Raw genomic sequence first — 22,157 nt, 5'->3', positions numbered from 1 at the left:
CAAAGTCGGTACGGGGCCTGTCGCGGGTCGTTCGTAGGCCCTAACATGCAGCCGATCCCGCGACTGTGACGCCCCTCACGTCCCATTCGTTTCCCCCAGTGCAGCCCGAACACAGGAGACGCCGAATGGATAGCCCACCCACCGCCGAGAGTGCCTCGACGCACGTCCAACTGATCGAGGAGAGCGCCGAGTTCATCGCCCTGCGGAAGACCTTCCGGGGGTTCGTCTTCCCGGTGACCGCGGGCTTCCTGCTCTGGTACCTGCTGTACGTGCTGCTCTCCAGCTACGCCCCCGCCTTCATGGGGATCAAGCTGTTCGGGCACATCAACATGGCGCTGCTGCTCGGACTGCTGCAGTTCGCCAGCACCTTCGCGATCGCCGCCTGGTACGCGCGCTTCGCCGACCGCCGCCTCGACCCGCCCGCCACCGCGATCCGCGAGCGGGCCACCGTGATCAACCCCCGGGAGGCGGGCGAATGACCGGCAACCTGGCCACCACGAGCCTGGCCACCGCCGCGACCGAACACCGCGGTCTCACCATGACGCTGTTCGGCCTCTTCGTGCTCGCCACCCTGGGCATCACCATCTGGGCCGGGCGGCAGACCAAGGACGCCTCCGACTTCTACGCCGGCGGGCGCGGCTTCACCGGCTTCCAGAACGGCCTGGCGATCTCCGGCGACTACATGTCGGCCGCCTCGTTCCTCGGCATCGCCGGGGCGATCGCGCTGTTCGGCTACGACGGCTTCCTCTACTCGATCGGCTTCCTGGTCGCCTGGCTGGTCGCGCTGCTGCTGGTGGCCGAACCGCTGCGCAACTCCGGCCGCTACACGATGGCCGACGTGCTGGCCTTCCGGATGCGCCAGCGCCCGGTGCGCACCGCGGCGGGCATCTCCACCATCGTGGTCTCGATCTTCTACCTGCTGGCCCAGATGGTCGGCGCGGGCTCGCTGGTCGCGCTGCTGCTCGGGGTGAGCGGTGACGGCGCCAAGCGCTGGACCATCGTCGCGGTCGGCGCGCTGATGGTGATCTACGTGGCGATCGGCGGTATGAAGGGCACCACCTGGGTGCAGATCGTCAAGGCGGTGCTACTGATCGCGGGCACCGCGCTGATGACCGTGCTGGTGCTGGCCAAGTACAACTTCAACGTCTCCGCCCTGCTCGGCGCCGCCGCCGACGCCTCCGCCAAGGGCTCGGCCTTCCTGGAGCCCGGCCTCAAGTACGGCGCGACCGGGACCAGCAAGCTGGACTTCATCAGCCTCGGCCTGGCCCTGGTGCTCGGCACCGCGGGGCTGCCGCACATCCTGGTCCGCTTCTACACCGTGCCCACCGCCAAGGCGGCCCGGAAGTCGGTGCTGTGGGCGATCGGCATCATCGGCGGCTTCTACCTGATGACCCTGGCGCTCGGCTTCGGCGCGGCCGCGCTGGTCGGCCCGAAGACCATCAAGGCCTCCAACGCGGCGGGCAACACCGCCGCCCCGCTGCTGGCCGAGCACCTCGGCGGCGGCGCCGGCACCACCGGCGGCGCGGTCCTGCTGGCGGTCATCTCGGCCGTCGCCTTCGCCACCATCCTGGCCGTGGTCGCCGGGCTGACCCTGGCCTCCTCGGCCTCGTTCGCCCATGACCTGTACGCCAACGTGATCCGGCGCGGCAAGGCCGGCGAGAAGGAGGAGGTCCGCTCGGCCAAGCTGGCCGCGATCGGGATCGGCGCGGTCGCGATCGTGCTCAGCCTGTTCGCCGAGAAGCTGAACACCGCCGCGCTGGTGGCCCTGGCCTTCGCGGTGGCCGCTTCGGCCAACCTGCCGACGCTGCTCTACTCGCTGTTCTGGAAGCGCTTCAACACCGCCGGCGCGGTCAGCTCGGTCTACGCCGGCCTGATCAGCTCGGTCACCCTGGTGTTCTTCTCCACCGTTGTCTCCGGCACCGAGAAGTCGCTGTTCCCGCACAGCGACTTCCACTGGTTCCCGCTGGAGAACCCCGGTCTGGTCTCCATCCCGGTCGGCTTCCTGGCCGGCTGGCTGGGCACCCTGCTGGCCAAGGAGAAGGCCGATCCGGCCAAGGCCGCCGAGCTGGAGGTCCGCTCGCTGACCGGTCTCGGAGCGCACTGACGTCCCGCCAGACGGATGCCACTCCTGCCCCGGCGGGCTACGGAGTTAAGCTGGCCCGGCCCACCGCCATCGGTGGCCGGGCCAGCTGCGTTCCATGGGAAGGGGGCCGACACCGTGCTTCTCGACACCTTCGGCCGACAGGCCGTCGATCTCCGGGTCTCCCTGACCGACAAGTGCAACCTGCGCTGCACGTACTGCATGCCCGAGGAGGGTCTCCAGTGGCTCGGCAAGAGCGAGCTGCTCACCGACGAGGAGATCGTCCGGCTGGTCTCGATCGCGGTCACCGACCTGGGCGTCACCGAGGTCCGGTTCACCGGCGGTGAGCCGCTGCTGCGGCCCGGCCTGGTGTCGATCGTGGCCGCCTGCGCCGAGCTGACGCCGCGCCCCGAGCTCTCGCTGACCAGCAACGGCATCGGCCTGGCCCGGACCGCGGCCGCGCTGAAGGCGGCCGGCCTGGACCGGGTGAACGTCTCGCTGGACACCCTGGACCCGGACGTCTTCTTCACCCTGACCCGCCGTCACCGCCACCAGGACGTGCTGGCCGGGCTGGCCGCCGCCGAGGCCGCCGGGCTGACCCCGGTGAAGCTGAACGCGGTGCTGATGCGCGGGGTCAACGACCACGAGGCGGCCGACCTGCTGGAGTGGTGCCTGGAGCACGGCTACCAGCTGCGGTTCATCGAGCAGATGCCGCTGGACGCCCAGCACGGCTGGGACCGCTCGCAGATGATCACCGCCGAGGAGATCCTGGACCGGTTGCACGCCCGCTTCGCGCTCACCCCCGAGCCGTCCGCGGCCCGCGGCGCGGCGCCGGCCGAGCGCTGGCTGGTGGACGGTGGCCCGGCGAGCGTGGGCGTGATCGCCTCGGTCACCAGGCCGTTCTGCCGGGCCTGCGACCGGACCAGGCTGACCGCCGACGGCCAGGTCCGCAACTGCCTGTTCGCGACCGGGGAGACCGATCTGCGGACCGCCCTGCGCGAGGGCGGCAGCGACGCCGAGATCGGTGCGCTCTGGCGGGCCGCGATGTGGGGCAAGAAGGCGGGCGCGGGCATCGACAACCCGGAGTTCCTGCAGCCCGAGCGCCCGATGTCGGCGATCGGCGGCTGACGACCGGTCAGCCGGTGAAGTCGGTGAGTGTCACCGTCTCCTTGAGGAAGCCACGCACGCCCAGGAACTGCGACAGGTGCTCGCGGTGCTCCTCGCAGGCCAGCCAGGTCTTCCGGCGGTCCGGGGTGTGCAGCTTCGGGTTGTTCCACACCAGCACCCACTCGGCGGGCTTGCGGCAGCCCTTGCCGGAGCAGACCGGGGGGCCTTCGGGTCCGGTCGGGCCGCCGAAGAGGCTGAGCGCGGGGGTGTCCATGGTGTGCCGTCCTGGAGCCGTGGGCGGGAGTGTGCACCGCCAGTCTCGCACCCGCCGGGATCATGATCCGGAACGGGGCATGACGACGCCGGGCAGCCACGGGGGGAGCCGCCCGGCGTCGGTCTGTCGCTCCGACGGGGGATGCGGAGCGCGTACGCAGTATGTCACGCCGAACAGCCCGTGTGCCTAGCCCTGCCAAGATTAATCTGAGCTTGTTCTGAGCTTTCTGTCGGTCAAATCGCTTGATAGGGCGGCAAATCGGGCGGCAACCTCAGGCCGCGCCCCGGTCGCCGCCACCGCCCGTGCCGCCCGGGCCGAGCATCAGCGGGGTGTCGGCGGGGACGGCGAAGGTGCTCGGCAGGCCCGGCGCCCGCTCCCGGCCGGCGTTGGCGATCAGCACCGCGAAGTAGGGGAGCAGCACCCCGCCCGCGAGCGCGGCGAACGCGAGGTACCGCTGGACGTCCCACAGCACCACCGCGAGCAGCACGCACAGGGTGCGTACCAGCATCGAGATCACGTAGCGCCGCTGGCGCCCCCGGACATCCTCGGAGAGACTGCTCCGCGCTCCGGTGATCCGGAAGACCTCGCCCCGCTTGCCCATGCCTCTACCACCCTTGTCAGCACCCGGTACGGCTTCCTCACCGTACGCCTGGTTCACACGGGTGGAGGAGGGTGGGGGCACGAAACGGCCCACCCGAGGTGCGGATGGGCCGGGTGGGGCAAAAACTGTGGTCCAGAAGGGCAGCACCGCCGACCGTCGGCGGGCCGCGCTCCCGGGAGCTGACATGTGGTCGATCATCTCGGCGCTGATCGAGGGTCTGATTCTGGGCGGCATCGCCCGGCTGGTGATCCCCGGCAAGCAGGACATCCCGATCTGGCTGACCATGGTGCTCGGCATGGCCGGGGCACTGCTGGGCAACCTGGTCGCCCACCTCTTCGGAGTGGCCGACACCCGGGGGTTCGACTGGTGGCGGCATGCCTTCCAGCTCGGTGCCGCCGTGCTGCTGATCGTGGTGGTCACCCCGGTCTGGGGATCACGCAAGCAGGCTTAGGAACTCCGCGGGGACCCGGTCGGTCAGCCACACGCCGTTGGCACTGACCCGGAACTCGTGGCCCGCCGCCGCCATCGCCGCGGCGTCGACCAGCAGCAGTACCGGACGGCCGTGTCGGGAACCCACCCGCACGGCCGTCTCGGTGTCCGCGGACAGGTGGACGTCCTGACGGGCCATCGGTCGCAGGCCCTCGCGGTAAATGGCGTCCAGGTTCCGTCCGGTGGTGCCGTGGTAGAGCGCCGGGGGCGGCACGGTGGCGGCCAGACCGAGGTCGACCGCCACCGAGTGGCCCTGGCTGGCCCGGATCGCCGAGCCGTCCTCCGAGTACGCGAAGCGGCGCTTGTTGTTGGTCTCCACCACGTGGTCGAGCTCGGCCCGGCTGATCCGGGTGCCGTGCCGCGCCAGCGCGGCGAGCAGGGTGTCGACCGCGACCCAGCCGGCCTCGTCCAGCGTGACGCCGACCGAGGCCGGGTCGTGCCGGAGCACCCGGGAGAGCGTCTTGGAGACCCGTACGGTCCGCTTCGCGTCCAGGGTCATGACGCCTGGCTGACCGAGCTCATGTTGAAGTCGGCCACCCGGACCGGCGGCATCTGGGTGCGGGTGAACCAGTCGCCCCACTCGCGGGGCAGGCAGGGCTCGGTCTTCCCGACCTCGGTGATCCGGTTCAGCAGGTCCACCGGGGACTCGTTGAAGCGGAAGTTGTTCACCTGGCCGACCACCTCGCCGTTCTCGACCAGGTAGACGCCGTCCCGGGTCAGGCCGGTGAGCAGCAGGGTCGCCGGGTCCACCTCGCGGATGTACCAGAGGCAGGTGAGCAGCAGGCCGCGCTCGGTGCGGGCGATCATCTCGTCCAGGGTGGGCGCGCCCGCCTGGTCGTCGACGGTCAGCACCAGGTTGTCGATCGGCGGGGTGAGCGGCAGGCCGGTCAGGCCGCTGGAGTGACGGGTGGTCAGCAGGTTGGCCAGCTCACCGTCCTTGATCCAGTCGGTGGCGGTCAGCGGCAGGCCGTTGTCGAAGGCCGAGCTGTCCTCGCCGGAGGCGCGGGTCAGCACGAACGGCGCGGCCTCCAGGCCCGGCTGGGCCGGGTCGGAGCGCAGGGTGAGCGGCAGCGGGCTGAGCCGCTCGCCGATCCTGGTCTCGCCGTTGGGCTTGGAGAAGACCGTACGGCCTTCGGTGGCGTCCCGGCCGCCCGAGGACCAGCTCAGGTAGACCATCAGGTCGGCGACCGCGGTGGGGGGCAGCAGCGTCTCGTACCGGCCGGCCGGCAGGTCGATCTTCTTGGCGCCCCAGGCCAGCCGCTTGGTGACCTCGGCGTGCAGCGCGGCCACGTCCACGTCGGTGAAGTCCTGGGTGGCGGCGCCGGCCCAGGCGGAGCCGGACAGGTCGCCGGTCTTGGCGTTCAGCTCGACCGTGCCGGTCGGCTGGTCGTGCCGCAGCCGCAGGCCGGTGGAGGTGCCCAGGTAACTGCTGGTCAGCTCGTGCCGGGCGAAGCCGTACAGCAGCTGGCCGTCCCGGCGGGCCCGGGCGAAGGCCTCGCCGAGCGCCGGGGCGAACTCCGCGAAGACCTCGATCGAGGTCTCGGCCGGCGGCGCGGTGAAGTCCGGTGAGGAGGGCCGGGTCTCGACCAGCGGCTGGGCGTCCTCGGCCGGCCCCGCGTCGCGGGCAGCGGCCTCGGCGGCCCGGACCAGGCTCTCGACCTCGTCCAGGGTGACGGCCTCGCGGGCGACCACGCCGGAGGCGGTGCCCTCGGCGCCGGCGACGGTGGCGATCACGGTGAGCCGGCGGCCCCGGGTGACGCCGTTGGTGGTCAGCGCGTTGCCGGCCCAGCGCAGGTTGGCGGTGGACTCCTCGTCGGCGATCACCACGCAGCCGTCGGCCCGGGAGAGTTCGAGGGCGCGCTCGACCAGCTCGTGCGGGTGGATGTAGGGCATCAGTGACCCGCCTCCTGCTGCGTGTTGAGCACGTTGACGTCGCGGAACAGCGCGGACGGGCAACCGTGGCTGACCGCCGCGACCTGGCCCGGCTGGGCCTTTCCGCAGTTGAAGGCACCGCCGAGCACATAGGTCTCGGGGCCGCCGACGGCGCTCATCGAGCCCCAGAAGTCGGTGGTGGTGGCCTGGTAGGCGAAGTCCTTGACCTGGCCCGCCAGTTGCCCGTTCTTGATGGCGTAGGCGCGCTGGCCGGTGAACTGGAAGTTGTACCGCTGCATGTCGATCGACCAGGAGCGGTCGCCGACGATGTACAGGCCGTTCTCCACCTGGGCGAACAGGCCCTCGGTGCTCGGCCCGTCGGCGGCCGGCTGGAGCGAGACGTTGGCCATCCGCTGCACCGGGACGTGCCCGGGGGAGTCCGCGTACGCGCAGCCGTTGGAGCGGCCCAGGCCCTTCAGCCTGGCCATCGCCCGGTCGAGCTGGTAGCCCGTCAGGACACCGTCCTTGACCAGGTCCCAGCTCTGGGTGGCCACGCCCTCGTCGTCGTAGCCGATGGTGGACAGGCCGTGCTCGGCGGTGCGGTCGCCGGTGACGTGCATCAGCTCGGAGCCGTACTTGAGCGAGCCGAGCTTGTCGAAGGTGGCGAACGAGGTGCCCGCGTACGCGGCCTCGTAGCCGAGCGCGCGGTCCAGCTCGGTGGCGTGGCCGATCGACTCGTGGATGGTCAGCCAGAGGTTGGACGGGTCGATCACCAGGTCGTAGCGGCCCGCCTGGACGCTCGGCGCCTTCATCTTCTCGGCCAACAGGCCGGGCAGCTCGGCGAGTTCGGCGTTCCAGTCCCAGCCGGTGCCGAGCAGGTACTCCCAGCCGCGGCCGACCGGCGGGGCGATGGTGCGCATCGAGTCGAAGGCACCCGTCCGCTCGTCCACCGAGGTGGCGTCCAGGGTCGGGTGCAGCCGGATCCGCTGCTGGGTGGTGGTGGTGCCCGCGGTGTCCGCGTAGAACTTGTTCTCCTGCACCGTCAGCAGGCTCGCGCTGACGTGTGACACCCCGTCGGCGGCCAGCAGGCGGTTGCTCCACTCGGCCAGCAGCGCGGTCTTCTCCGCGTCCGGCACGTCGAACGGGTTGATCTCGTACGAGGAGACCCAGGTGGCGTCCGCGTGCACCGGCTCCTCGGCCAGCTCGACCAGGTCGGTGCCGCCGGCCGCCCGGCTGATCCCGCCGGACAGCCGGGCCACCGCGACGGCCTGCTCGGCGACCTTGACGGCCGCCTCCGGGGTGAGGTCCACGCCGGCCGCGAAGCCCCAGGCGCCGTCCAGCAGCACCCGGACCGCGAAGCCCAGCTGGACGCTGTCGGAGGAGCCGGACGGCCGGGCGTCCCGCAGCCGCCAGGCGGCGCTGCGGACCCGCTCCAGCCGGAAGTCGGCGTGGGCGGCGCCCAACTGCGTCGCCCGGCCCAGGGCGGCGTCGGCGAGGGTGCGCAGCGGGTACGCGAGGAACAGCGGATCGACGGCACGGCCTTGGGTACGGCCTGTGCTGGGCGTCGGGGGCATCGGGCTCCCTGGGTCGGGGGACGAACGGCGGCGGGCGCCCCGGGCAGGGGCACCCGCATCGCATCATCGCCTGTCCGGCGACCCAGGGCCAGCAGATTAATCAGCTTGCCGCGGCGAGCCGACCTGCTCCGACAACGCCCCTGCGGTGCAGGGTCGTTCAGGCCACCGACTCCCACCAGCCGTCCAGCTCCGGCGGGTTGTCCACGTCCACCCGCTGGCCCGGCCGGGGCACCGCGATCGGCACCGCCTGCTGCTTGGCCTCCGCGAGCAGCCGCTCGATCGGCTCGGCCCACGGGTGCAGGCCCAGGTCGAAGGTGCACCAGTGCACGGGCACCAGCAGCTCGGCCCGCAGCTCCAGATGGGCCCGGACGGCGTCCTCCGGCGTCATGTGGATGTCCGCCCAGGCCTGGTCGTACGCGCCGATCTGGACCAGCGCGGCGTCGAACGGGCCGTGCTGCTCGCCGATCCGCGCGTAGCCCTCGAAGTAGCCCGAGTCGCCGGTGTAGTAGACCTTGCGGCTCGGCCCGGCGATCACCCAGGAACCCCAGAGCGTGGTGTTGCGGGTGGTGCCCCGGCCGGAGAAGTGGTGCGCGGAGGTGAGCGTCAGCGTCAGGTCGCCGAGCGTGCAGGTCTCGTCCCAGTCCAGCTCGATGATCCGGTGCTCCGGCACGCCCCAGCGGCGCAGGTGGCCGCCGATGCCCAGCGGCACCGCGAACGGGGCGGACTGAGCGGCCGTCAGCCGCTGGACGGTGGCCATGTCCAGGTGGTCGTAGTGGTCGTGTGAGATCAGCACCGCGTCGACCTGCGGCAGCTCCTCCAGCTCGACCGGCACCGGGTGCAGCCGCTTCGGGCCGATGTGCGCGGAGGGCGAGCAGCGGTCGCTCCAGACCGGGTCGAGCAGCACCCGGCTGCCCTCCACCTCGACCAGCGCCGAGGCGTGGCCGAACCAGGTGATCTCCACCCCCTCGGCGGCCGGCCGGCGGGCACCGCCGTCGAACCGGGCCAGCGGCACCGGGCCGCTCGGCTTGCCCTGGCGCTCGAACAGCATCCGGCGCAGGGTGTCCCGGTTCACCGGCGTCTCCGGGGCGGGCCTGGCCAGCTCGGAGGGGGCGTTGTGGAAGACTCCGTCCCGGAACTGCGGGGAGTTGCGCACCCGGGGGTCGGCCGCGTCCGGCCGACGGCCGAAAGAAGCGGGTACCTCACGGAACGCCCACGCGGCGGCGCCTGCCGCGGCGGTCAGGGCGGCCAGTGCCAGCAGGGTCTTGCGGCTGCCGGGTCGTCGCTCGCTCATCCGTCTCTTCTTCGCTCTCGGTCCGTGGAAGCCGGTACCCGGCCCACGAGGCCAACGGCTTCGGCACGTCGGGTGTTCCCGACCCAGCGGGCGGTTCGTCCGGATCTCGGTGGGTGCACGCATTGTCGGGATGCGACAGTTCGGGCCGGACGGACCTGTGGGAGCTGGATTCGTCGCTGGCCGGAAACGACCGATAGCGTCACAGTGCGTACGCGCGCACCGCGTACCCACGCGGCCCGACCGGCACCCCACGTGCCAGGTCTGCGGCCGCAGGTCTACTACGGAGAGAGGTGTGTCCGTGAGCCGCTCGGTTCTCGTCACCGGAGGTAACCGGGGCATCGGCCTCGCGATCGCCCTGGCCTTCGCCGAGGCGGGCGACAAGGTCGCCATCACCAGCCGCTCCGGCGAGCTGCCCGAGGAGCTGGCCAAGCACCAGGCCATCGCCGTCCGCTGCGACATCAACGACGCCGCGCAGGTGGACGCCGCCTTCACCGAGATCGAGGCCGCCAACGGCCCGGTCGAGGTCCTGGTCGCCAACGCGGGGATCACCAAGGACACCCTGCTGCTCCGGATGACGGAGGAGGACTTCACCTCCGTCCTGGACACCAACCTCACCGGGACCTTCCGGGTGGTCAAGCGGGCCTCGGCCAAGATGATGCGGGCCCGGAAGGGCCGCGTCGTGCTGATCTCCTCGGTGGTCGGCCTGCTCGGCTCGCCCGGCCAGGCGAACTACGCCGCCTCCAAGTCCGGCCTGATCGGCTTCGCCCGCTCGCTGGCCCGGGAGCTCGGCCCCCGCAACATCACCGTCAACGTGGTCTCTCCCGGCTTCGTGGACACCGACATGACCGCGGTGCTCAGCGAGGAGCGCCGCAAGGAGATCGTCTCGGGCGTGCCGCTCGGCCGTTACGCCGCGCCCGCCGAGGTCGCGTCCGCGGTGCGCTTCCTCTCCTCCGACGAGGCCGCATACATCACCGGAGCCGTCATTCCCGTCGACGGCGGATTGGGCATGGGTCACTGAACATGAGTGGAATTCTCGAGGGCAAGCGCATCCTGATCACGGGTGTGCTGATGGAGTCCTCCATCGCCTTCCACACCGCGAAGCTGGCCCAGGAGCAGGGCGCGGAGATCATCCTCACCGCCTTCCCGCGCCCCAGCCTCACCGCACGGATCGCCAAGAAGCTGCCGAAGCCGGTGGAGACCCTGGAGCTGGACGTCTCCAGCGAGGAGCAGCTGGCCGGCATCGCCGACCAGGTCCGCGCGGCCGGCCTGCCGACCCTGGACGGCATCGTCCACTCGATCGGCTTCGCCCCGCAGGACGCGCTCGGCGGCAACTTCCTGAACACCCCGTGGGAGTCGGTGGCGACCGCGATGCAGGTCTCGGCCTTCTCGCTGAAGTCGCTCACCACGGCGCTGCTCCCGCTGATGCAGGACGGCGGCTCGGTGGTCGGTCTGACCTTCGACGCGCAGTACGCCTGGCCGCAGTACGACTGGATGGGCCCGGCCAAGGCCGCGCTGGAGTCCACCAACCGCTACCTGGCCCGCTACCTCGGCGAGCGCAACATCCGCTGCAACCTGATCTCGGCCGGCCCGATCGGCTCGATGGCCGCGAAGTCCATCCCGGGCTTCCCCGACCTGGCCGCCACCTGGGACAACCGTTCCCCGCTCAAGTGGGACCTCACGGACCCGGAGCCGACCGGTCGTGGCGTGGTCGCGCTGCTGTCGGACTGGTTCCCGAAGACCACCGGCGAGATCATCCACGTCGACGGCGGGCTGCACGCGATCGGCGCCTGACGCTTCGTCGGGGGAGGGGGTACGGGGCCTGCGCCCCGTACCCCCTCGCTCGTTTCTCAGTCGCCGCACACGCCGATCGCCCGGCCCGCCTCGACCGAGGCCCGGGCGGCGTCCCGGTCCCGGACGGCGTCCAGGATGCCGCCGTGGCCGACGTACCGGTCCGCGATCAGCTCGGGGCCGACGTCGTGCCGCAGGTGGGCCCGCAGCACCTCGCCGAGGTCCGCGTACACCGCCGCGATCACGTCGTTGTGGGCGGCCGCCACCACGGCCTGGTGGAAGGCGGCGTCGGCCTGGACGAAGTCCTCGGCCACCCCGGAGTGCCAGGCCGCCTCGCGGCGGGCCAGCGCGGTCTCCAGCAGCTCCAGGTCGCGCGTGGTGCGGCGGACGGCGGCCAGCCCGGCCGCCGAGGTCTCCAGCATCGAGCGCAGCTCGGCGACCTGGTCCTGGTCGGCGTCGGCGAACCGGCGGTGCATCACCCCGGCCAGCTCGCTGGTGGCCAGCACATACGTGCCGGAACCCTGCCGGATGTCCAGCAGCCCGTTGTGGGCCAGCGCCCGGACGGCCTCCCGGACGGTGTTGCGGGCCACCCCGAGCTGTTCGACCAGGGCCGCCTCGGTGGGGATCCGTGAGCCGACCGGCCACTCGCCGGAGGTGATCTGGGCCCGGAGCTGGGCGATCACCTGGTCGGAGAGCGGGGTGCGGCGGGTGGTCGACAGTGCCATCGGACTCCCTGTCAGCGGGGAAGGGCACGCTCAGGATAGCGGGGTGCCCAAATTCATCCCATCATTCTATGATGGGGCGCATGTCCACCGCAGCAGAGACCACCACCACCCCGACCATCGCACCCGCCGCCGGTCCGGCCCACCCGGTCCGCAGACACCTCGGCTGGCTGCTCGCGGTGGCCGTCGCGGTGGCCGCGCTCAACCTGCGCCCGGTGGTCACCAGCCTCGGCCCGCTGCTCGACCAGGTCAGGGTGGACCTGCACATGAGCGGCACGGTGGCCGGGCTGCTCACCGCGGTGCCCTCGCTCTGCTTCGCGCTGTTCGGTCTGGCCGCCCCGGCGCTGTCCCGCCGGTTCGGGCCGACGGTGGTGGTCACCGCCGGGATGGCGGCGATCGCGCTCGGCGTGCTGGCCCGCTCGTTCAGCGGGGGCACGGCGGTCTTCCTGCTGCTGACCGCCGTCGCGCTGGCCGGGGTCGCGGTCTCCAACGTGCTGATCCCGGTGGTGATCAAGCGGTACTTCCCGGACCGGGTCGGCCCGATGATCGGCCTGTACTCGATGGCGCTCTCGGTCGGCACCGCCGCCGCGGCCGCCGCCACCGTCCCGCTGACCAAGGCGCTCGGCGGCAACTGGCGCGAGGGTCTCGGCAGTTGGGGCCTGCTCGCGGTGGCCGGGCTGCTGGTCTGGCTGGTCACCCTGTTCCTCCGGCGGGACCGCTCCGGCAAGGCCGAGGCGCCCGCCGCGGCCGCCAAGCTGCCGATCCTGCGCAGCCGGACGGCCTGGGCACTGGCCGTCTTCCTCGGCCTGCAGGCCACCAGCGCGTACGCCACCATGGGCTGGCTGCCCACCATCTACCAGGACGCCGGGGTCTCGGCCGGCAGCTCGGGGGGGCTGCTCGCGCTGGTGATGGTGATCAGCGTGCCCGCCTCGTTCATCCTGCCCAACCTCGCCGTCCGGCGCGGTGACCAGGGCCTCTTCGTGGTCGTGCTGGCCCTGTGCGGCATCGCCGGTTACACCGGCCTGGCCTTCGCCGCCGGCACCGTCTCCTGGCTCTGGGCCTGCCTGGTCGGCCTGTCGATGTGCGCCTTCCCGCTCGCCCTCACCATGATCGGCCTGCGCGCCCGGACCCCGGGCGGGGTCGCCCAGCTCTCCGCCTTCGCGCAGAGCCTCGGCTACCTGATCTCCATCCCGGGCCCGATCCTGGTCGGCACCATCTACCAGGCCACCGGGCAGTGGTACCTGCCGCTCGGCTTCCTGGCCCTGCTGCTGATCCCGCAGATGGCCGTCGGCCTGCGGGCCGGCCAGGCCAGGCACATCGAGGACGAAGCCTGACCCGGAGGCCGGAGGGCCTGACCCGGCGGCGGGCCGGGGCGTAAACGGATGCGAGACTGCTGACCATGCCCGTACTCGAACCGAACCCCCCGGACGGCCAGAAGAAGCTGCTCCAGCTGCTCGGCGTCATCCTCGGCATCGTGGTGCTGGTCGGCGTCGTCGCCAGCGTCGCCGGCAGCCTCGGCTGACCGATCGTCAGACCACCCCTGGGAGTGGCGCCCGACCGGGCGCCGCGCCCGGCGGCGGGTTTTCTGGAAAGCTCGGGGTATGAGCGCCGACACCCCACGAAGGATCACCGTTCTCCGCCACGCCAAGGCCGACTGGCCGAACGGAGTGGACGACCACGAGCGGCCGCTGGCCGACCGCGGCCGTCTCCAGGCCCCGGACGCCGGTCGCTGGCTGACCGACTCCGGCATCAATCCCGACTACGTGCTCTGCTCCACCTCGCTGCGGACCAGGGAGACCTGGAAGCTCGCCGTGCACGAGCTGCCCAAGCGTCCGCGGAAGACCGTGTACGAGGACCGGGTCTACGAGGCCAGCCCGGGCGAGATCATCGCGGTGCTGCAGGAGACCCCGGAGGAGTACCGGGACCTCATCCTGATCGGGCACAACCCCGGCGTGCTCGGCCTGACCCAGATCCTGGCCGGCGACCAGGGCGACCCGGACGCCCTCACCCGGCTGCGGAACGGCGGCTTCCCGACCGCCGCCATCGCGGTGCTGAGCTTCCCCGGCGGCTGGAAGTCCGTCGAGCCCGGCGTCGCCAGCCTGGACACCTTCCACACCCCGCACGAGGACTGAGCAGCCGGCCGGCGGCCCACCCTCTCTCGGCGGGCCGCCGAACGGCTACTCGTCGGTCGGGGTGCCGTCCAGCTCGTCGGCGGCCTCGACCTCTTCGCGGGTGATGCCGAGCAGGTAGAGGACGGTGTCCAGGAAGGGGACGTTGACCGCGGTGTCGGCGGCCTCGCGGACCACCGGCTTGGCGTTGAAGGCGACGCCGAGGCCGGCCGCGTTCAGCATGTCGAGGTCGTTGGCGCCGTCGCCGATCGCGACCGTCTGCTCCAGCGGGACCTTGGCCTGCTCGGCGAAGCGCTCCAGCCAGCGGGCCTTGCCGGCCCGGTCGACGATCTCGCCGGTGACCCGGCCGGTGAACTTGCCGTCCACCACCTCGAGGGTGTTGGCGGCGGCGAAGTCCAGCCCGAGCTGCTCGACCAGGTGGTCGGTGACCTGGGTGAAGCCGCCGGAGACGATGGCCACCTGGAAGCCCAGCCGGCGCAGCGTACGGACCAGGGTGCGGGCCCCCGGGGTGAACCGGACCTCGGCTCGGACCTTCTCGGTCACCGAGGCGTCCAGACCGGCCAGCAGGGCCACCCGGGCGCGCAGCGACTCGGCGAAGTCCAGCTCGCCGCGCATCGCGGCGGCGGTCACCTCGGCGACCTCCTGCTCGCAGCCCGCGTGGGCGGCGAACAGCTCGATCACCTCGTCCTGGATCAGGGTCGAGTCGACGTCCATCACCACCAGCCGCTTGGCCCGGCGCTCAAGCCCGGCCCGGACCACCGCGATGTCCACCTGCTGGGCGGCGGCCTCCAGGGCCAGCACCGCCCGCAGCTCCTCGGTCGCCACGCCGGAGACGGCCAGTTCGACCGCGGTCACCGGGTACTTGGCCAGCCGGAAGACGCGGTCGATGTTGCCGCCCGCCTCGGTGATCCGGTTGGTCAGGGCGGCGACGGCGGTGGCGGTCAGCGGGTGCCCGAGCACCGTGACGTGCGAGCGGCCCTCGCGGCGCGGCCGGTTGTCACCGGTGCCGGAGATGATCTCGGCCTGGAGCTTCAGCTCCTCCGCCCAGCGGTGCACGGTGGAACGCAGCGCGCCCTCCGCGCCGGGCCCGCCGGCCGGGGTGGCCACCAGGGCGCACAGCGTTATCCGGCCACGGGTGACCATCTGCTCAATGTCGATCACGTCCACACCGAAGTCACCGAGCGTGCTGAACAGCCCTGCGGTGATACCGGGGCGGTCCTTGCCGAAGACCTTGACCAGCAAGGTGCGCTCGTCGTCGTACGACCGGGGCAGCGGGGGGAGGGGCGCAGCGTTCATGGTGGCACCCACGCTACCGGGCCGTCCGGCCCGTCCGGCAACGGCGTCCGCCCTCTGGACTACCGATCACACCCTGCTCCACCCGCGCGGATAGTGCTTCGCGTCCGTACCTGGAAGGATGGCGGGCCGTCAGTTGTCAGTACACAGGGGTGGGCGGGGACAGTGCCGGAACTCGTGGTGGAGATCGACGGGCAGCAGCAGGCCCTCGACCCTGGCCGCAGCTATCTGATCGGCCGTGACCCGGCGGCGGACCTCCGCTTCGAGGACGCCCGGGTGTCCTGGCGGCACGCCACCCTGGCCCGGCGCGAGGGCGGCTGGCTGCTCACCGACCAGGGCAGCACCAACGGCACCTTCGCCCAGGGCGTCCGGACCCGGGAGGTGCCGCTGGTGCCGGGCACCGAGATCCGGCTCGGCAGCGCCGCCAGCGGCCCCCGGCTGGTCTTCCGGGCCCCGGTCGCCGCCCCGGTGCCGACCACGCCGGTGCTGCCGCCGGTGCCGTGGCACGCCGCCGTCACCGGGGGCAGCACGCCCAGCCCGTTCCCGGCCGCGGCTTTCCCCGCCGCCGCCTTCCCGCAGCAGCGGGACCGCTCCGCGCCGACCGTGATCCGCAGCCTGTCGCCCACGGTCCGGACCATCCGGATCGGCCGGGCGCTGGACAACGACGTGGTGCTGCCCGACCTGCAGATCTCCCGGCACCACGCCGAGCTGCGCCAACTCCCGGACGGCCGTTGGGAGATCGTCGACCTGGGCAGCCACAACGGGATCTTCCTGAACGGCCAGCCGGTGTACCGCGCGCTGGTCGGCGAGCAGGACCGGCTGACCGTCGGCCGCTCCAGCTTCGCGCTGATCGGCGGCCAGCTCCAGGAGTACGTGGACGACGGCGCGGTCACCTTCTCGGCCCGGCACCTGAGCGTCCAGGTCCCGCACCGGGGCGGCCCGCGGACCCTGCTCCGGGACGTCGGCTTCACCGTCCCGGAGAAGTCACTGGTCGCCGTGGTCGGCCCGTCCGGCTCCGGCAAGTCCACCCTGCTGCGCGCGCTGACCGGCTACCGCCCGGCCGACCAGGGCCAGGTGCTGTACGACGGGCGCGACCTCTACCGCCAGTTCGCCGAGCTGCGGTCCCGGATCGGGCTGGTCCCGCAGTCGGAGATCATGCACCGGGAGCTGACGGTCCGTACGGCGCTGCGCTACGCCGCCGAGCTGCGCTTCCCCTCCGACACCGAGGCGGCCGAACGGGAGCGCCGGATCGACGAGGTGCTGTACGAGCTGCGGCTCGACCAGCGCGCCGACAGCCGGATCAGCACCCTCTCCGGCGGTCAGCAGAAGCGGGTCTCGGTCGCCCTCGAACTGCTCACCAAGCCCTCGCTGATCTTCCTGGACGAGCCCACCTCCGGCCTCGACCCGGGCATGGACCGCGAGGTGATGCAGACCCTGCGCAAGCTCGCCGACGACGGCCGCACCATCCTGGTGGTCACCCACTCGGTGGCCGAACTGGCCCTCTGCGACCGGCTGCTGGTGCTCGCCCCGGGCGGTTCGGTGGCCTACTTCGGGCCGCCGGACGAGGCGCTGTACTTCTTCGGCTACCAGAGCTGGGCCGACGTCTTCCAGGCCTTCGAGAACCACCCCGACCACGACTGGGCCGGCCGCTACCGCGGCTCCCCGCACCACCAGGAGTACTCCGCCGACTCGGCCGCCACCCCGCTGCCGGTGCTGCCGGTGGACCGGCCGCGGACCGAGCCGCCCAAGCCGCAGCGCTGGCGCTCCCAGCTGTGGACCCTGGTCCGCCGCTACCTCACGGTGATCGGCGCCGACCGGGGCTTCCTGGCCCTCTCGCTGCTGCTGCCGCTGGTGCTCGGCGGGGTGAGCGCGCTGATCCCCGACAACTGCGGACTGGTCGACTGCGCCGGTCCGGCCCAGAACCCCGGGGCCCGGATGATCCTGCTGGTGCTCGCGGTCGGCGCCTGCCTGGCCGGGGCGGCCAACTCGGTCCGCGAGCTGATCAAGGAACGGCCGATCTACGAACGCGAACGGGCCACCGGGCTGTCCCGCTCGGCCTACCTGATGTCCAAGGTGACCGTGCTCGGCGCGGTCAGCGTGGTGCAGGGCGGGCTGATCTCCGCCGTCGGCTTCGGCTTCCGGGAGCTGCCCGACCGCGGCCTGCTGATCACCGGCGCCCCGGCGGTCGAGATGGCCGTCGGCCTCACCCTGCTCGGCTTCGTCTCGATGATGGTCGGCCTGGTGATCTCCGCCCTGGTCCGGACGGCGGAGAAGACCATGCCGCTGCTGGTGATGTTCACCATCGTCCAGCTGGTCTTCACCGGCGCGGTCTTCCAGGTCTACGACGAGCCGGGCCTCGAGCAGTTCGCCTGGCTGATGCCCGCCCGCTGGGGCGTCGCCGCCGCCGGCAACACCCTCGACCTGGCCGGGATCTCCCCGGTCGCGGCCGGCACCGACCAGCTGTGGACCCACTCGGCCGGGATACTGATCCTCAACTGGCTTGTCCTGCTGGCCTTCGCGGGCCTGCTCGGCCTGTTGGTCAACCGCCTGCAGCGCCGCCACGAACCCGAGGTGATGCAGCGCGGCTAGTCCTCAGGACCTACATCGGGTGCCCCATGCCGTGGTCTGACCTCGACGGTAGCGTGGGGGCATGCCAGCCGAACCAACCTCCTGTGACCCCTCCCTGAGCGGGATCGAGGCCGTCAGCGGCGCCGTCCTGGCGATGAGCCGCCACCTGGAGGTCCGGGAGGTGCTGCGCCGGATCACCGCCGAGGCCCGGACCCTGCTCGGCGCCGAGTACGCCGCCCTCGGCGTGCCCGACGACCACGGCGGCTTCGCCCAGTTCGTGGTGGACGGCGTCACCGACGAGCAGTGGAAGGCGATCGGCCCGCTGCCGCGCCAGCACGGCGTCCTGGCCGCGATGCTGCACCGGCTCACCCCGACCCGGCTGGACGACGTCCGCCGCGCCCCCGACTTCGAGGGCTGGCCGGACGCGCACCCCGACATGAGCGACTTCCTCGGCATGCCGATCGTGGACGGGACCGAGATCCTCGGGGCGGTCTTCCTGGCCAACAAGGCGGGCGGCTTCACCGCCCACGACGAGGAACTGCTGCGGATCCTCGCCGCGCACGCCGCGATAGCGCTCGGCAACGCCCGGCTGTACGAACGCAGCCGCGAACTCACCCTGGCCGGCGAACGGGCCAGGATCGCCCACGACCTGCACGACGCCGTCTCGCAGAAGCTCTTCTCGCTCCGCCTCACCGCCAAGGCCGCCGCCACCCTGGTCGACCGCGACCCGGCCCGGGCCCGCGCCGAACTCGCCGAGGTGGCCCGGCTGGCCGCCGAGGCCGCCGACGAACTCCGCGCCGTGGTGATCGAACTGCGGCCCGCCGCACTGGACGAGGACGGCCTGGTGGCCACCCTCGCCTCGCAGGCCCAGGTGCTCGACCGGGCCCACACCGCCGAGGTCCGGTTCAGCTCGGACGGCGTCCGGACGCTGCCGCCCGGGCAGGAGGCCGCCGTGCTGAGGGTCGCTCAGGAAGCCCTGCACAACGCCCTGCGGCACTCCGGCGCCAAGCTCGTCGAGGTCACCCTGACCGGTACGGCCGACCGGGGCGCCCGGCTGCGGGTGCACGACGACGGACGCGGCTTCGACCCGGAGACCGTCCGCCGGGAGGGCCGGCACCTCGGGCTGGTCTCCATGCGGGACCGGGCCGCCGCCGTCGGCGGGACGCTGTCCCTGGAATCGGCCCCCGGCCAGGGGACCGCCATCGAGCTGGAGGTCCCCGGTGCCTGACGCCACGTCACCGATCCGCGTACTGCTGGTGGACGACCACCAGGTGGTCCGGCGCGGGCTGCGCACCTTCCTGGAGGTGCAGGACGACATCGAGGTGGTCGGCGAGGCCGCGGACGGCGCCGAGGGCGTCGAGAAGGCGGAGGCACTCGGGCCGGACGTGGTGCTGATGGACCTCAAGATGCCCGGCGTGGACGGGATCGAAGCGCTCAAACTGCTCAAGGAGCGCGGCAGCGCGGCCCGGGTCCTGATCGTCACCAGCTTCACCGAGCACCGGACGATGGTGCCCGCGCTCCGGGCCGGCGCCGCCGGGTACGTCTACAAGGACGTGGACCCGGAGGCGCTGGCCGGGGCGATCCGCTCGGTGCACGCGGGCCACGTCCTGCTCCAGCCGGAGCTGGCTTCCGCCCTGCTCTCGGACGACTCCCCCCGCCCCCCGCAGGGCCGGGGCGGCACCCTGACGGACCGTGAGCGCGAGGTGCTCGGCCATATCGCGGACGGACGCTCCAACCGGGAGATCGCCCGGGCGCTGCACCTCTCCGAGAAGACGGTCAAGACCCACGTGTCCAACATCCTGATGAAGCTCGACCTCGCGGACCGCACACAGGCGGCGCTCTGGGCGGTACGCAACAACCAAGCCTAGGTGGCACGAGCCCCGCAGGGGCTCGGGGAACGGCGACGGTTCGTGGCTGGTGGGTATCACTGCAAAAGTGCCTGACCAGCTACGTACGGATCGCCTTTTTCGAGGTCGGCGTCGCAGTTCCCCGAGCCCCTGGTGGCTGATGCCCGTAGTTCAGCGAGGTTCGTCGACCAAGGCGTTGTACGCCGCGGCAGTGGCCCTGCGGGCGGTGCGGCCGAGCGGAGCGAGGATCTCGCGGCGGGCCGCCATCTCGGAGGCGCTGACCGCTGCGCCGTGCCCGCCGAGGGCGATCGAGAGCAGGGCGGTGATCTGCCGGGCGGACTCCAGGACCCGGACGGCGCGCGGGGGGTAGCCGGGGGCGAGGAGTTCGGTGTGGCCGCGGCGGCGCCATTCGGTGAGGGCGCGGACGGCTTCGGGGCCGGCCCCGGCGACGTCCAGTTTGGTGAGCAGCAGGGTGGTCTCCCGCAGGCCCTCCGCGAGTTCGCGCTCGGCCTCGTGCAGTGACGGGACGTCAGCGGGCGGGCCTTCGTTGACGGTCGAGCAGCGCCAGAGCACCCGGACGCCCTGGTCGCCCTCGGGCCCGTACACCTCGACCTCGGGGACGAAGCCGATCGGCAGGCCGACCGCGAGCACGGCCTCGCCGGCGGCGAGTGCGGCGGCGTTGAAGGCGGCGGGGCCGGTCAGGCCGAGCGGGTGGCCGGGGGCGGGCCGGGCCAGTCGCAGGCCGGTGGCGCCGAGTACCCGGAGCCGGCCGAGGGCCCAGGCGGGGCTGTGCAGTTCGCCGTCGGCGTCGCCCGGCAGGCCGGTGAACCGGTGGCTCTCGTCGTCACCGACCAGGGCCTCGGCGGCCTGGTCGGGAGAGGTGAAACCGCCGAGCAGCGCGTTGCCCCACGCGGTCAGCCGCCCGGAGCGCGGCTCTTCGTACGGATTGTCAGTGGTTGAAGCAGGCATCCGGCCAGCCTACGGAAAGTACGGCCATCCGCGTGGCGTAGGTTTGGCCTGTGCTGTGAGCGGCGCACCCCCTCCGAGCCTTACCCGGCCCCCGGGGTAGGCTGCCCGCCCGCAGCCGACTGTCGACACGAGTGGACCGCACCCCGAGGACCCGCGCGCGCAAAGGCCCTCGGGCGGCCGAATTTTCTGCATTGGGGAAGGCGTAGGCATGAGCGACGTGCTGGAGCTGGTGGACGTTTCCGTGGTCCGGGAGGGGCGCGCGCTGGTCGACCAGGTCTCCTGGTCGATCTCCGAGGGTGAGCGCTGGGTGATCCTGGGCCCGAACGGCGCCGGTAAGACGACCCTGCTCCAGGTCGCCTCCACCTATCTCTTCCCGAGCGCCGGCGCGGCCGCCGTGCTGGGCGAGAAGCTCGGCGCGGTCGACGTCTTCGAGCTCCGCCAGCGGATCGGTCTGGCCAGCGCCTCGCTGCTGGACAAGCTGCCGACCGAGCAGACCGTGCTGCAGACGGTGCTGACCGCCGCGTACGGGATGACCGCCACCTGGCGCGAGCAGTACGAGACCACCGACGAGGTCCGCGCGCTGGCGCTGCTGGACCGGCTGGGCATGGCGGACTACGTCACCCGCAAGTTCGGCACGCTGTCCGAGGGCGAGCGCAAGCGCACCATGATCGCCCGCGCCCTGATGACCGACCCCGAGCTGCTGCTGCTGGACGAGCCGGCCGCCGGTCTCGACCTCGGTGGCCGCGAGGACCTGGTCCGCCGCCTCGGCGCGCTGGCCCAGGACGCGTACGCACCGGCGATGGCGATGGTCACCCACCACGTCGAGGAGATCGCTCCCGGTTTCACCCACGTGCTGATGATCCGTCAGGGCAAGGTGCTCACCGCGGGCCCGATCGACACCGAGCTGACGGCGCGCAACCTGTCGCTCTGCTTCGGTCTCCCGCTGACCCTGGAGCGGCACGGCGACCGCTGGTCCGCACAGGGCCTTCCGCTCGGCTGAACCGGTCACTGAACGGCGCGGAACAGGACTGAACTGGGACCGGTCGTACGTACGGCCGGTTTCCACCCGTCCACCTGCGGGAACTTTCCGCCGCGAGAGACCTCGCCTCCCTAGGATGGACTTTGTGGACAGCTGGATTTGGTGGCTCCTGGCCGCCGTTGGTCTTGGCATACCGCTGGTGCTCACCGCGATGCCGGAGTTCGCCATGTTCGCGGTCGGGGCCGGCGCGGCCGCCGCTGCCGCCGGGCTGGGCGTCGGGGTGGTGGGGCAGTTCCTGATCTTCGTGGGAGTCTCGGTCGCCCTGCTGGTCGTCGTCCGCCCGATCGCGTACCGGCAGCTAAAGCAGGGGCCGGGGATCAGGACCGGGATCGACGCGCTCACCGGCGCCACCGCCATCGTGCAGGAGCAGGTCGACGGGCAGGGAGGGCGGATCAAGCTGAACGGCGAGATCTGGTCGGCCCGCGCGCTCAACCCCGGCAGTGTCTACGAGCCGGGTCAGCAGGTCGACGTCGTCGAAATCCAGGGCGCCACCGCCCTGGTCGTCTAGGGGAGA

At 72.1% G+C, this 22,157-nt stretch carries 23 protein-coding genes; 14 read left to right on the top strand and 9 right to left on the bottom strand.

Going from position 1 to position 22,157, the window contains the following annotated elements:
* The first annotated feature begins 125 nt into the window (after positions 1–125).
* The 3 genes from F4556_RS08725 to moaA all read left to right on the top strand — a co-directional run bounded on the left by F4556_RS08725 (position 126) and on the right by moaA (position 3,208).
* The gene (locus tag F4556_RS08725; RefSeq protein WP_184913111.1) at positions 126–479 is read left to right on the top strand and encodes a DUF485 domain-containing protein; all 354 of its coding nucleotides are present in this window, start codon (positions 126–128) and stop codon (positions 477–479) included.
* On the top strand, positions 476–2,104 hold the full coding sequence (locus tag F4556_RS08720) for a monocarboxylic acid transporter (protein WP_184913109.1): 1,629 nt from the start codon (positions 476–478) through the stop codon (positions 2,102–2,104). The genes F4556_RS08725 and F4556_RS08720 overlap by 4 nt, the downstream gene beginning before the upstream one ends.
* A 114-nt stretch (positions 2,105–2,218) precedes the next feature.
* Entirely contained in the window at positions 2,219–3,208 is a 990-nt protein-coding gene (gene moaA / locus F4556_RS08715; RefSeq protein WP_313068212.1) for a GTP 3',8-cyclase MoaA, read from the top strand.
* 7 nt (positions 3,209–3,215) lie between these two features.
* On the opposite strand, the gene F4556_RS08710 is transcribed toward moaA, so the two are convergent.
* Both F4556_RS08710 and F4556_RS08705 read right to left on the bottom strand, forming a co-directional pair.
* Positions 3,216–3,461, bottom strand: coding sequence for a hypothetical protein (locus F4556_RS08710; RefSeq protein WP_184913104.1), 246 nt, complete (start codon positions 3,459–3,461; stop codon positions 3,216–3,218).
* Positions 3,462–3,732: 271 nt separating this feature from the next.
* Positions 3,733–4,062, bottom strand: a complete 330-nt coding sequence (locus F4556_RS08705) for a DUF3099 domain-containing protein (protein ID WP_184913102.1) — start codon at positions 4,060–4,062, stop codon at positions 3,733–3,735.
* A gap of 184 nt (positions 4,063–4,246) precedes the next feature.
* On the opposite strand from F4556_RS08705, the gene F4556_RS08700 reads away from it, so the two are divergent.
* Positions 4,247–4,513: a GlsB/YeaQ/YmgE family stress response membrane protein gene (locus F4556_RS08700; RefSeq protein WP_184913101.1), complete on the top strand. Its 267-nt coding sequence runs from the start codon at positions 4,247–4,249 to the stop codon at positions 4,511–4,513.
* Here F4556_RS08700 and F4556_RS08695 read toward each other — a convergent pair.
* The 4 genes from F4556_RS08695 to F4556_RS08680 form a co-directional block, all read right to left on the bottom strand.
* Complete coding sequence (locus F4556_RS08695; protein ID WP_184924428.1) at positions 4,496–5,044, bottom strand: RNA 2'-phosphotransferase; 549 nt, start codon at positions 5,042–5,044, stop codon at positions 4,496–4,498. The genes F4556_RS08700 and F4556_RS08695 overlap by 18 nt on opposite strands.
* Before the next feature lie 2 nt (positions 5,045–5,046).
* Positions 5,047–6,444, bottom strand: coding sequence for a metallopeptidase TldD-related protein (locus F4556_RS08690; protein ID WP_184913099.1), 1,398 nt, complete (start codon positions 6,442–6,444; stop codon positions 5,047–5,049).
* Positions 6,444–7,997, bottom strand: a complete 1,554-nt coding sequence (locus F4556_RS08685; protein ID WP_184913098.1) for a TldD/PmbA family protein — start codon at positions 7,995–7,997, stop codon at positions 6,444–6,446. The genes F4556_RS08690 and F4556_RS08685 overlap by 1 nt, the downstream gene beginning before the upstream one ends.
* Before the next feature lie 157 nt (positions 7,998–8,154).
* On the bottom strand, positions 8,155–9,288 hold the full coding sequence (locus F4556_RS08680) for an MBL fold metallo-hydrolase (protein ID WP_184913096.1): 1,134 nt from the start codon (positions 9,286–9,288) through the stop codon (positions 8,155–8,157).
* Positions 9,289–9,586: 298 nt separating this feature from the next.
* On the opposite strand from F4556_RS08680, the gene fabG reads away from it, so the two are divergent.
* Together fabG and fabI are read left to right on the top strand one after the other, a co-directional pair.
* Entirely contained in the window at positions 9,587–10,306 is a 720-nt protein-coding gene (fabG, locus tag F4556_RS08675; RefSeq protein WP_057240386.1) for a 3-oxoacyl-[acyl-carrier-protein] reductase, read from the top strand.
* A gap of 2 nt (positions 10,307–10,308) precedes the next feature.
* Positions 10,309–11,079: an enoyl-ACP reductase FabI gene (fabI, locus tag F4556_RS08670; RefSeq protein ID WP_184913094.1), complete on the top strand. Its 771-nt coding sequence runs from the start codon at positions 10,309–10,311 to the stop codon at positions 11,077–11,079.
* 56 nt (positions 11,080–11,135) lie between these two features.
* Here the strand turns inward: fabI and F4556_RS08665 are convergent, their stop codons facing one another.
* Positions 11,136–11,801 (bottom strand): FadR/GntR family transcriptional regulator, encoded by a 666-nt coding sequence (locus F4556_RS08665; protein WP_184913092.1) that lies wholly within the window; start codon positions 11,799–11,801, stop codon positions 11,136–11,138.
* 71 nt (positions 11,802–11,872) lie between these two features.
* Between F4556_RS08665 and F4556_RS08660 the strand changes: the two genes are divergently transcribed.
* The 3 genes from F4556_RS08660 to F4556_RS08655 all read left to right on the top strand — a co-directional run bounded on the left by F4556_RS08660 (position 11,873) and on the right by F4556_RS08655 (position 13,930).
* A complete protein-coding gene (locus tag F4556_RS08660) occupies positions 11,873–13,132 on the top strand; it encodes a CynX/NimT family MFS transporter (protein WP_184913090.1) in 1,260 nt (419 codons plus the stop codon).
* Between the two features lie 65 nt (positions 13,133–13,197).
* Positions 13,198–13,320, top strand: coding sequence for an SGM_5486 family transporter-associated protein (locus tag F4556_RS39015; protein WP_281403641.1), 123 nt, complete (start codon positions 13,198–13,200; stop codon positions 13,318–13,320).
* A gap of 79 nt (positions 13,321–13,399) precedes the next feature.
* Positions 13,400–13,930 carry a SixA phosphatase family protein gene (locus F4556_RS08655; protein ID WP_184913088.1) on the top strand — a complete coding sequence of 177 codons (531 nt, stop codon included), beginning with the start codon at positions 13,400–13,402 and terminating at the stop codon, positions 13,928–13,930.
* A gap of 45 nt (positions 13,931–13,975) precedes the next feature.
* Here the strand turns inward: F4556_RS08655 and serB are convergent, their stop codons facing one another.
* Positions 13,976–15,223, bottom strand: coding sequence for a phosphoserine phosphatase SerB (gene serB, locus F4556_RS08650; protein ID WP_184913087.1), 1,248 nt, complete (start codon positions 15,221–15,223; stop codon positions 13,976–13,978).
* 162 nt (positions 15,224–15,385) lie between these two features.
* Here serB and F4556_RS08645 point away from each other — a divergent pair, with 162 nt between their 5' ends.
* From F4556_RS08645 to F4556_RS08635, 3 genes are all read left to right on the top strand, one after another.
* Positions 15,386–17,809, top strand: coding sequence for an FHA domain-containing protein (locus tag F4556_RS08645; protein WP_184913085.1), 2,424 nt, complete (start codon positions 15,386–15,388; stop codon positions 17,807–17,809).
* 61 nt (positions 17,810–17,870) lie between these two features.
* On the top strand, positions 17,871–19,016 hold the full coding sequence (locus tag F4556_RS08640; RefSeq protein WP_184913083.1) for a GAF domain-containing sensor histidine kinase: 1,146 nt from the start codon (positions 17,871–17,873) through the stop codon (positions 19,014–19,016).
* Positions 19,009–19,656 carry a response regulator gene (locus F4556_RS08635; RefSeq protein ID WP_184913081.1) on the top strand — a complete coding sequence of 216 codons (648 nt, stop codon included), beginning with the start codon at positions 19,009–19,011 and terminating at the stop codon, positions 19,654–19,656. The genes F4556_RS08640 and F4556_RS08635 overlap by 8 nt, the downstream gene beginning before the upstream one ends.
* Positions 19,657–19,806: 150 nt before the next feature.
* Here the strand turns inward: F4556_RS08635 and F4556_RS08630 are convergent, their stop codons facing one another.
* Complete coding sequence (locus tag F4556_RS08630; protein WP_184913080.1) at positions 19,807–20,604, bottom strand: Rv1486c family protein; 798 nt, start codon at positions 20,602–20,604, stop codon at positions 19,807–19,809.
* Positions 20,605–20,812: 208 nt separating this feature from the next.
* Here F4556_RS08630 and F4556_RS08625 point away from each other — a divergent pair, with 208 nt between their 5' ends.
* Both F4556_RS08625 and F4556_RS08620 read left to right on the top strand, forming a co-directional pair.
* Positions 20,813–21,604 (top strand): ABC transporter ATP-binding protein, encoded by a 792-nt coding sequence (locus F4556_RS08625; protein ID WP_184913078.1) that lies wholly within the window; start codon positions 20,813–20,815, stop codon positions 21,602–21,604.
* 115 nt (positions 21,605–21,719) lie between these two features.
* Positions 21,720–22,151 (top strand): NfeD family protein, encoded by a 432-nt coding sequence (locus tag F4556_RS08620; RefSeq protein WP_184913076.1) that lies wholly within the window; start codon positions 21,720–21,722, stop codon positions 22,149–22,151.
* Positions 22,152–22,157: the final 6 nt, after the last annotated feature.

It is taken from the genome of Kitasatospora gansuensis (genome assembly GCF_014203705.1).
Classification (GTDB): Bacteria; Actinomycetota; Actinomycetes; order Streptomycetales; family Streptomycetaceae; genus Kitasatospora; species Kitasatospora gansuensis.
This window is presented reverse-complemented; position numbering and strand designations above follow the sequence as displayed.

Bases quoted from the DNA above. Each gene is read 5' to 3' on its own strand.
- F4556_RS08725 (WP_184913111.1), top strand. From the start codon at position 126: ATGGATAGCCCACCCACCGCCGAGAGTGCCTCGACGCACGTCCAACTG.
- F4556_RS08720 (WP_184913109.1), top strand. From the start codon at position 476: ATGACCGGCAACCTGGCCACCACGAGCCTGGCCACCGCCGCGACCGAA.
- F4556_RS08710 (WP_184913104.1), bottom strand. From the start codon at position 3,461: ATGGACACCCCCGCGCTCAGCCTCTTCGGCGGCCCGACCGGACCCGAA.
- F4556_RS08705 (WP_184913102.1), bottom strand. From the start codon at position 4,062: ATGGGCAAGCGGGGCGAGGTCTTCCGGATCACCGGAGCGCGGAGCAGT.
- F4556_RS08700 (WP_184913101.1), top strand. From the start codon at position 4,247: ATGTGGTCGATCATCTCGGCGCTGATCGAGGGTCTGATTCTGGGCGGC.
- F4556_RS08690 (WP_184913099.1), bottom strand. From the start codon at position 6,444: ATGCCCTACATCCACCCGCACGAGCTGGTCGAGCGCGCCCTCGAACTC.
- F4556_RS08685 (WP_184913098.1), bottom strand. From the start codon at position 7,997: ATGCCCCCGACGCCCAGCACAGGCCGTACCCAAGGCCGTGCCGTCGAT.
- F4556_RS08680 (WP_184913096.1), bottom strand. From the start codon at position 9,288: ATGAGCGAGCGACGACCCGGCAGCCGCAAGACCCTGCTGGCACTGGCC.
- fabI (WP_184913094.1), top strand. From the start codon at position 10,309: ATGAGTGGAATTCTCGAGGGCAAGCGCATCCTGATCACGGGTGTGCTG.
- F4556_RS08665 (WP_184913092.1), bottom strand. From the start codon at position 11,801: ATGGCACTGTCGACCACCCGCCGCACCCCGCTCTCCGACCAGGTGATC.
- F4556_RS08660 (WP_184913090.1), top strand. From the start codon at position 11,873: ATGGGGCGCATGTCCACCGCAGCAGAGACCACCACCACCCCGACCATC.
- F4556_RS39015 (WP_281403641.1), top strand. From the start codon at position 13,198: ATGCCCGTACTCGAACCGAACCCCCCGGACGGCCAGAAGAAGCTGCTC.
- F4556_RS08655 (WP_184913088.1), top strand. From the start codon at position 13,400: ATGAGCGCCGACACCCCACGAAGGATCACCGTTCTCCGCCACGCCAAG.
- serB (WP_184913087.1), bottom strand. From the start codon at position 15,223: ATGAACGCTGCGCCCCTCCCCCCGCTGCCCCGGTCGTACGACGACGAG.
- F4556_RS08640 (WP_184913083.1), top strand. From the start codon at position 17,871: ATGCCAGCCGAACCAACCTCCTGTGACCCCTCCCTGAGCGGGATCGAG.
- F4556_RS08630 (WP_184913080.1), bottom strand. From the start codon at position 20,604: ATGCCTGCTTCAACCACTGACAATCCGTACGAAGAGCCGCGCTCCGGG.
- F4556_RS08625 (WP_184913078.1), top strand. From the start codon at position 20,813: ATGAGCGACGTGCTGGAGCTGGTGGACGTTTCCGTGGTCCGGGAGGGG.
- F4556_RS08620 (WP_184913076.1), top strand. From the start codon at position 21,720: ATGGACTTTGTGGACAGCTGGATTTGGTGGCTCCTGGCCGCCGTTGGT.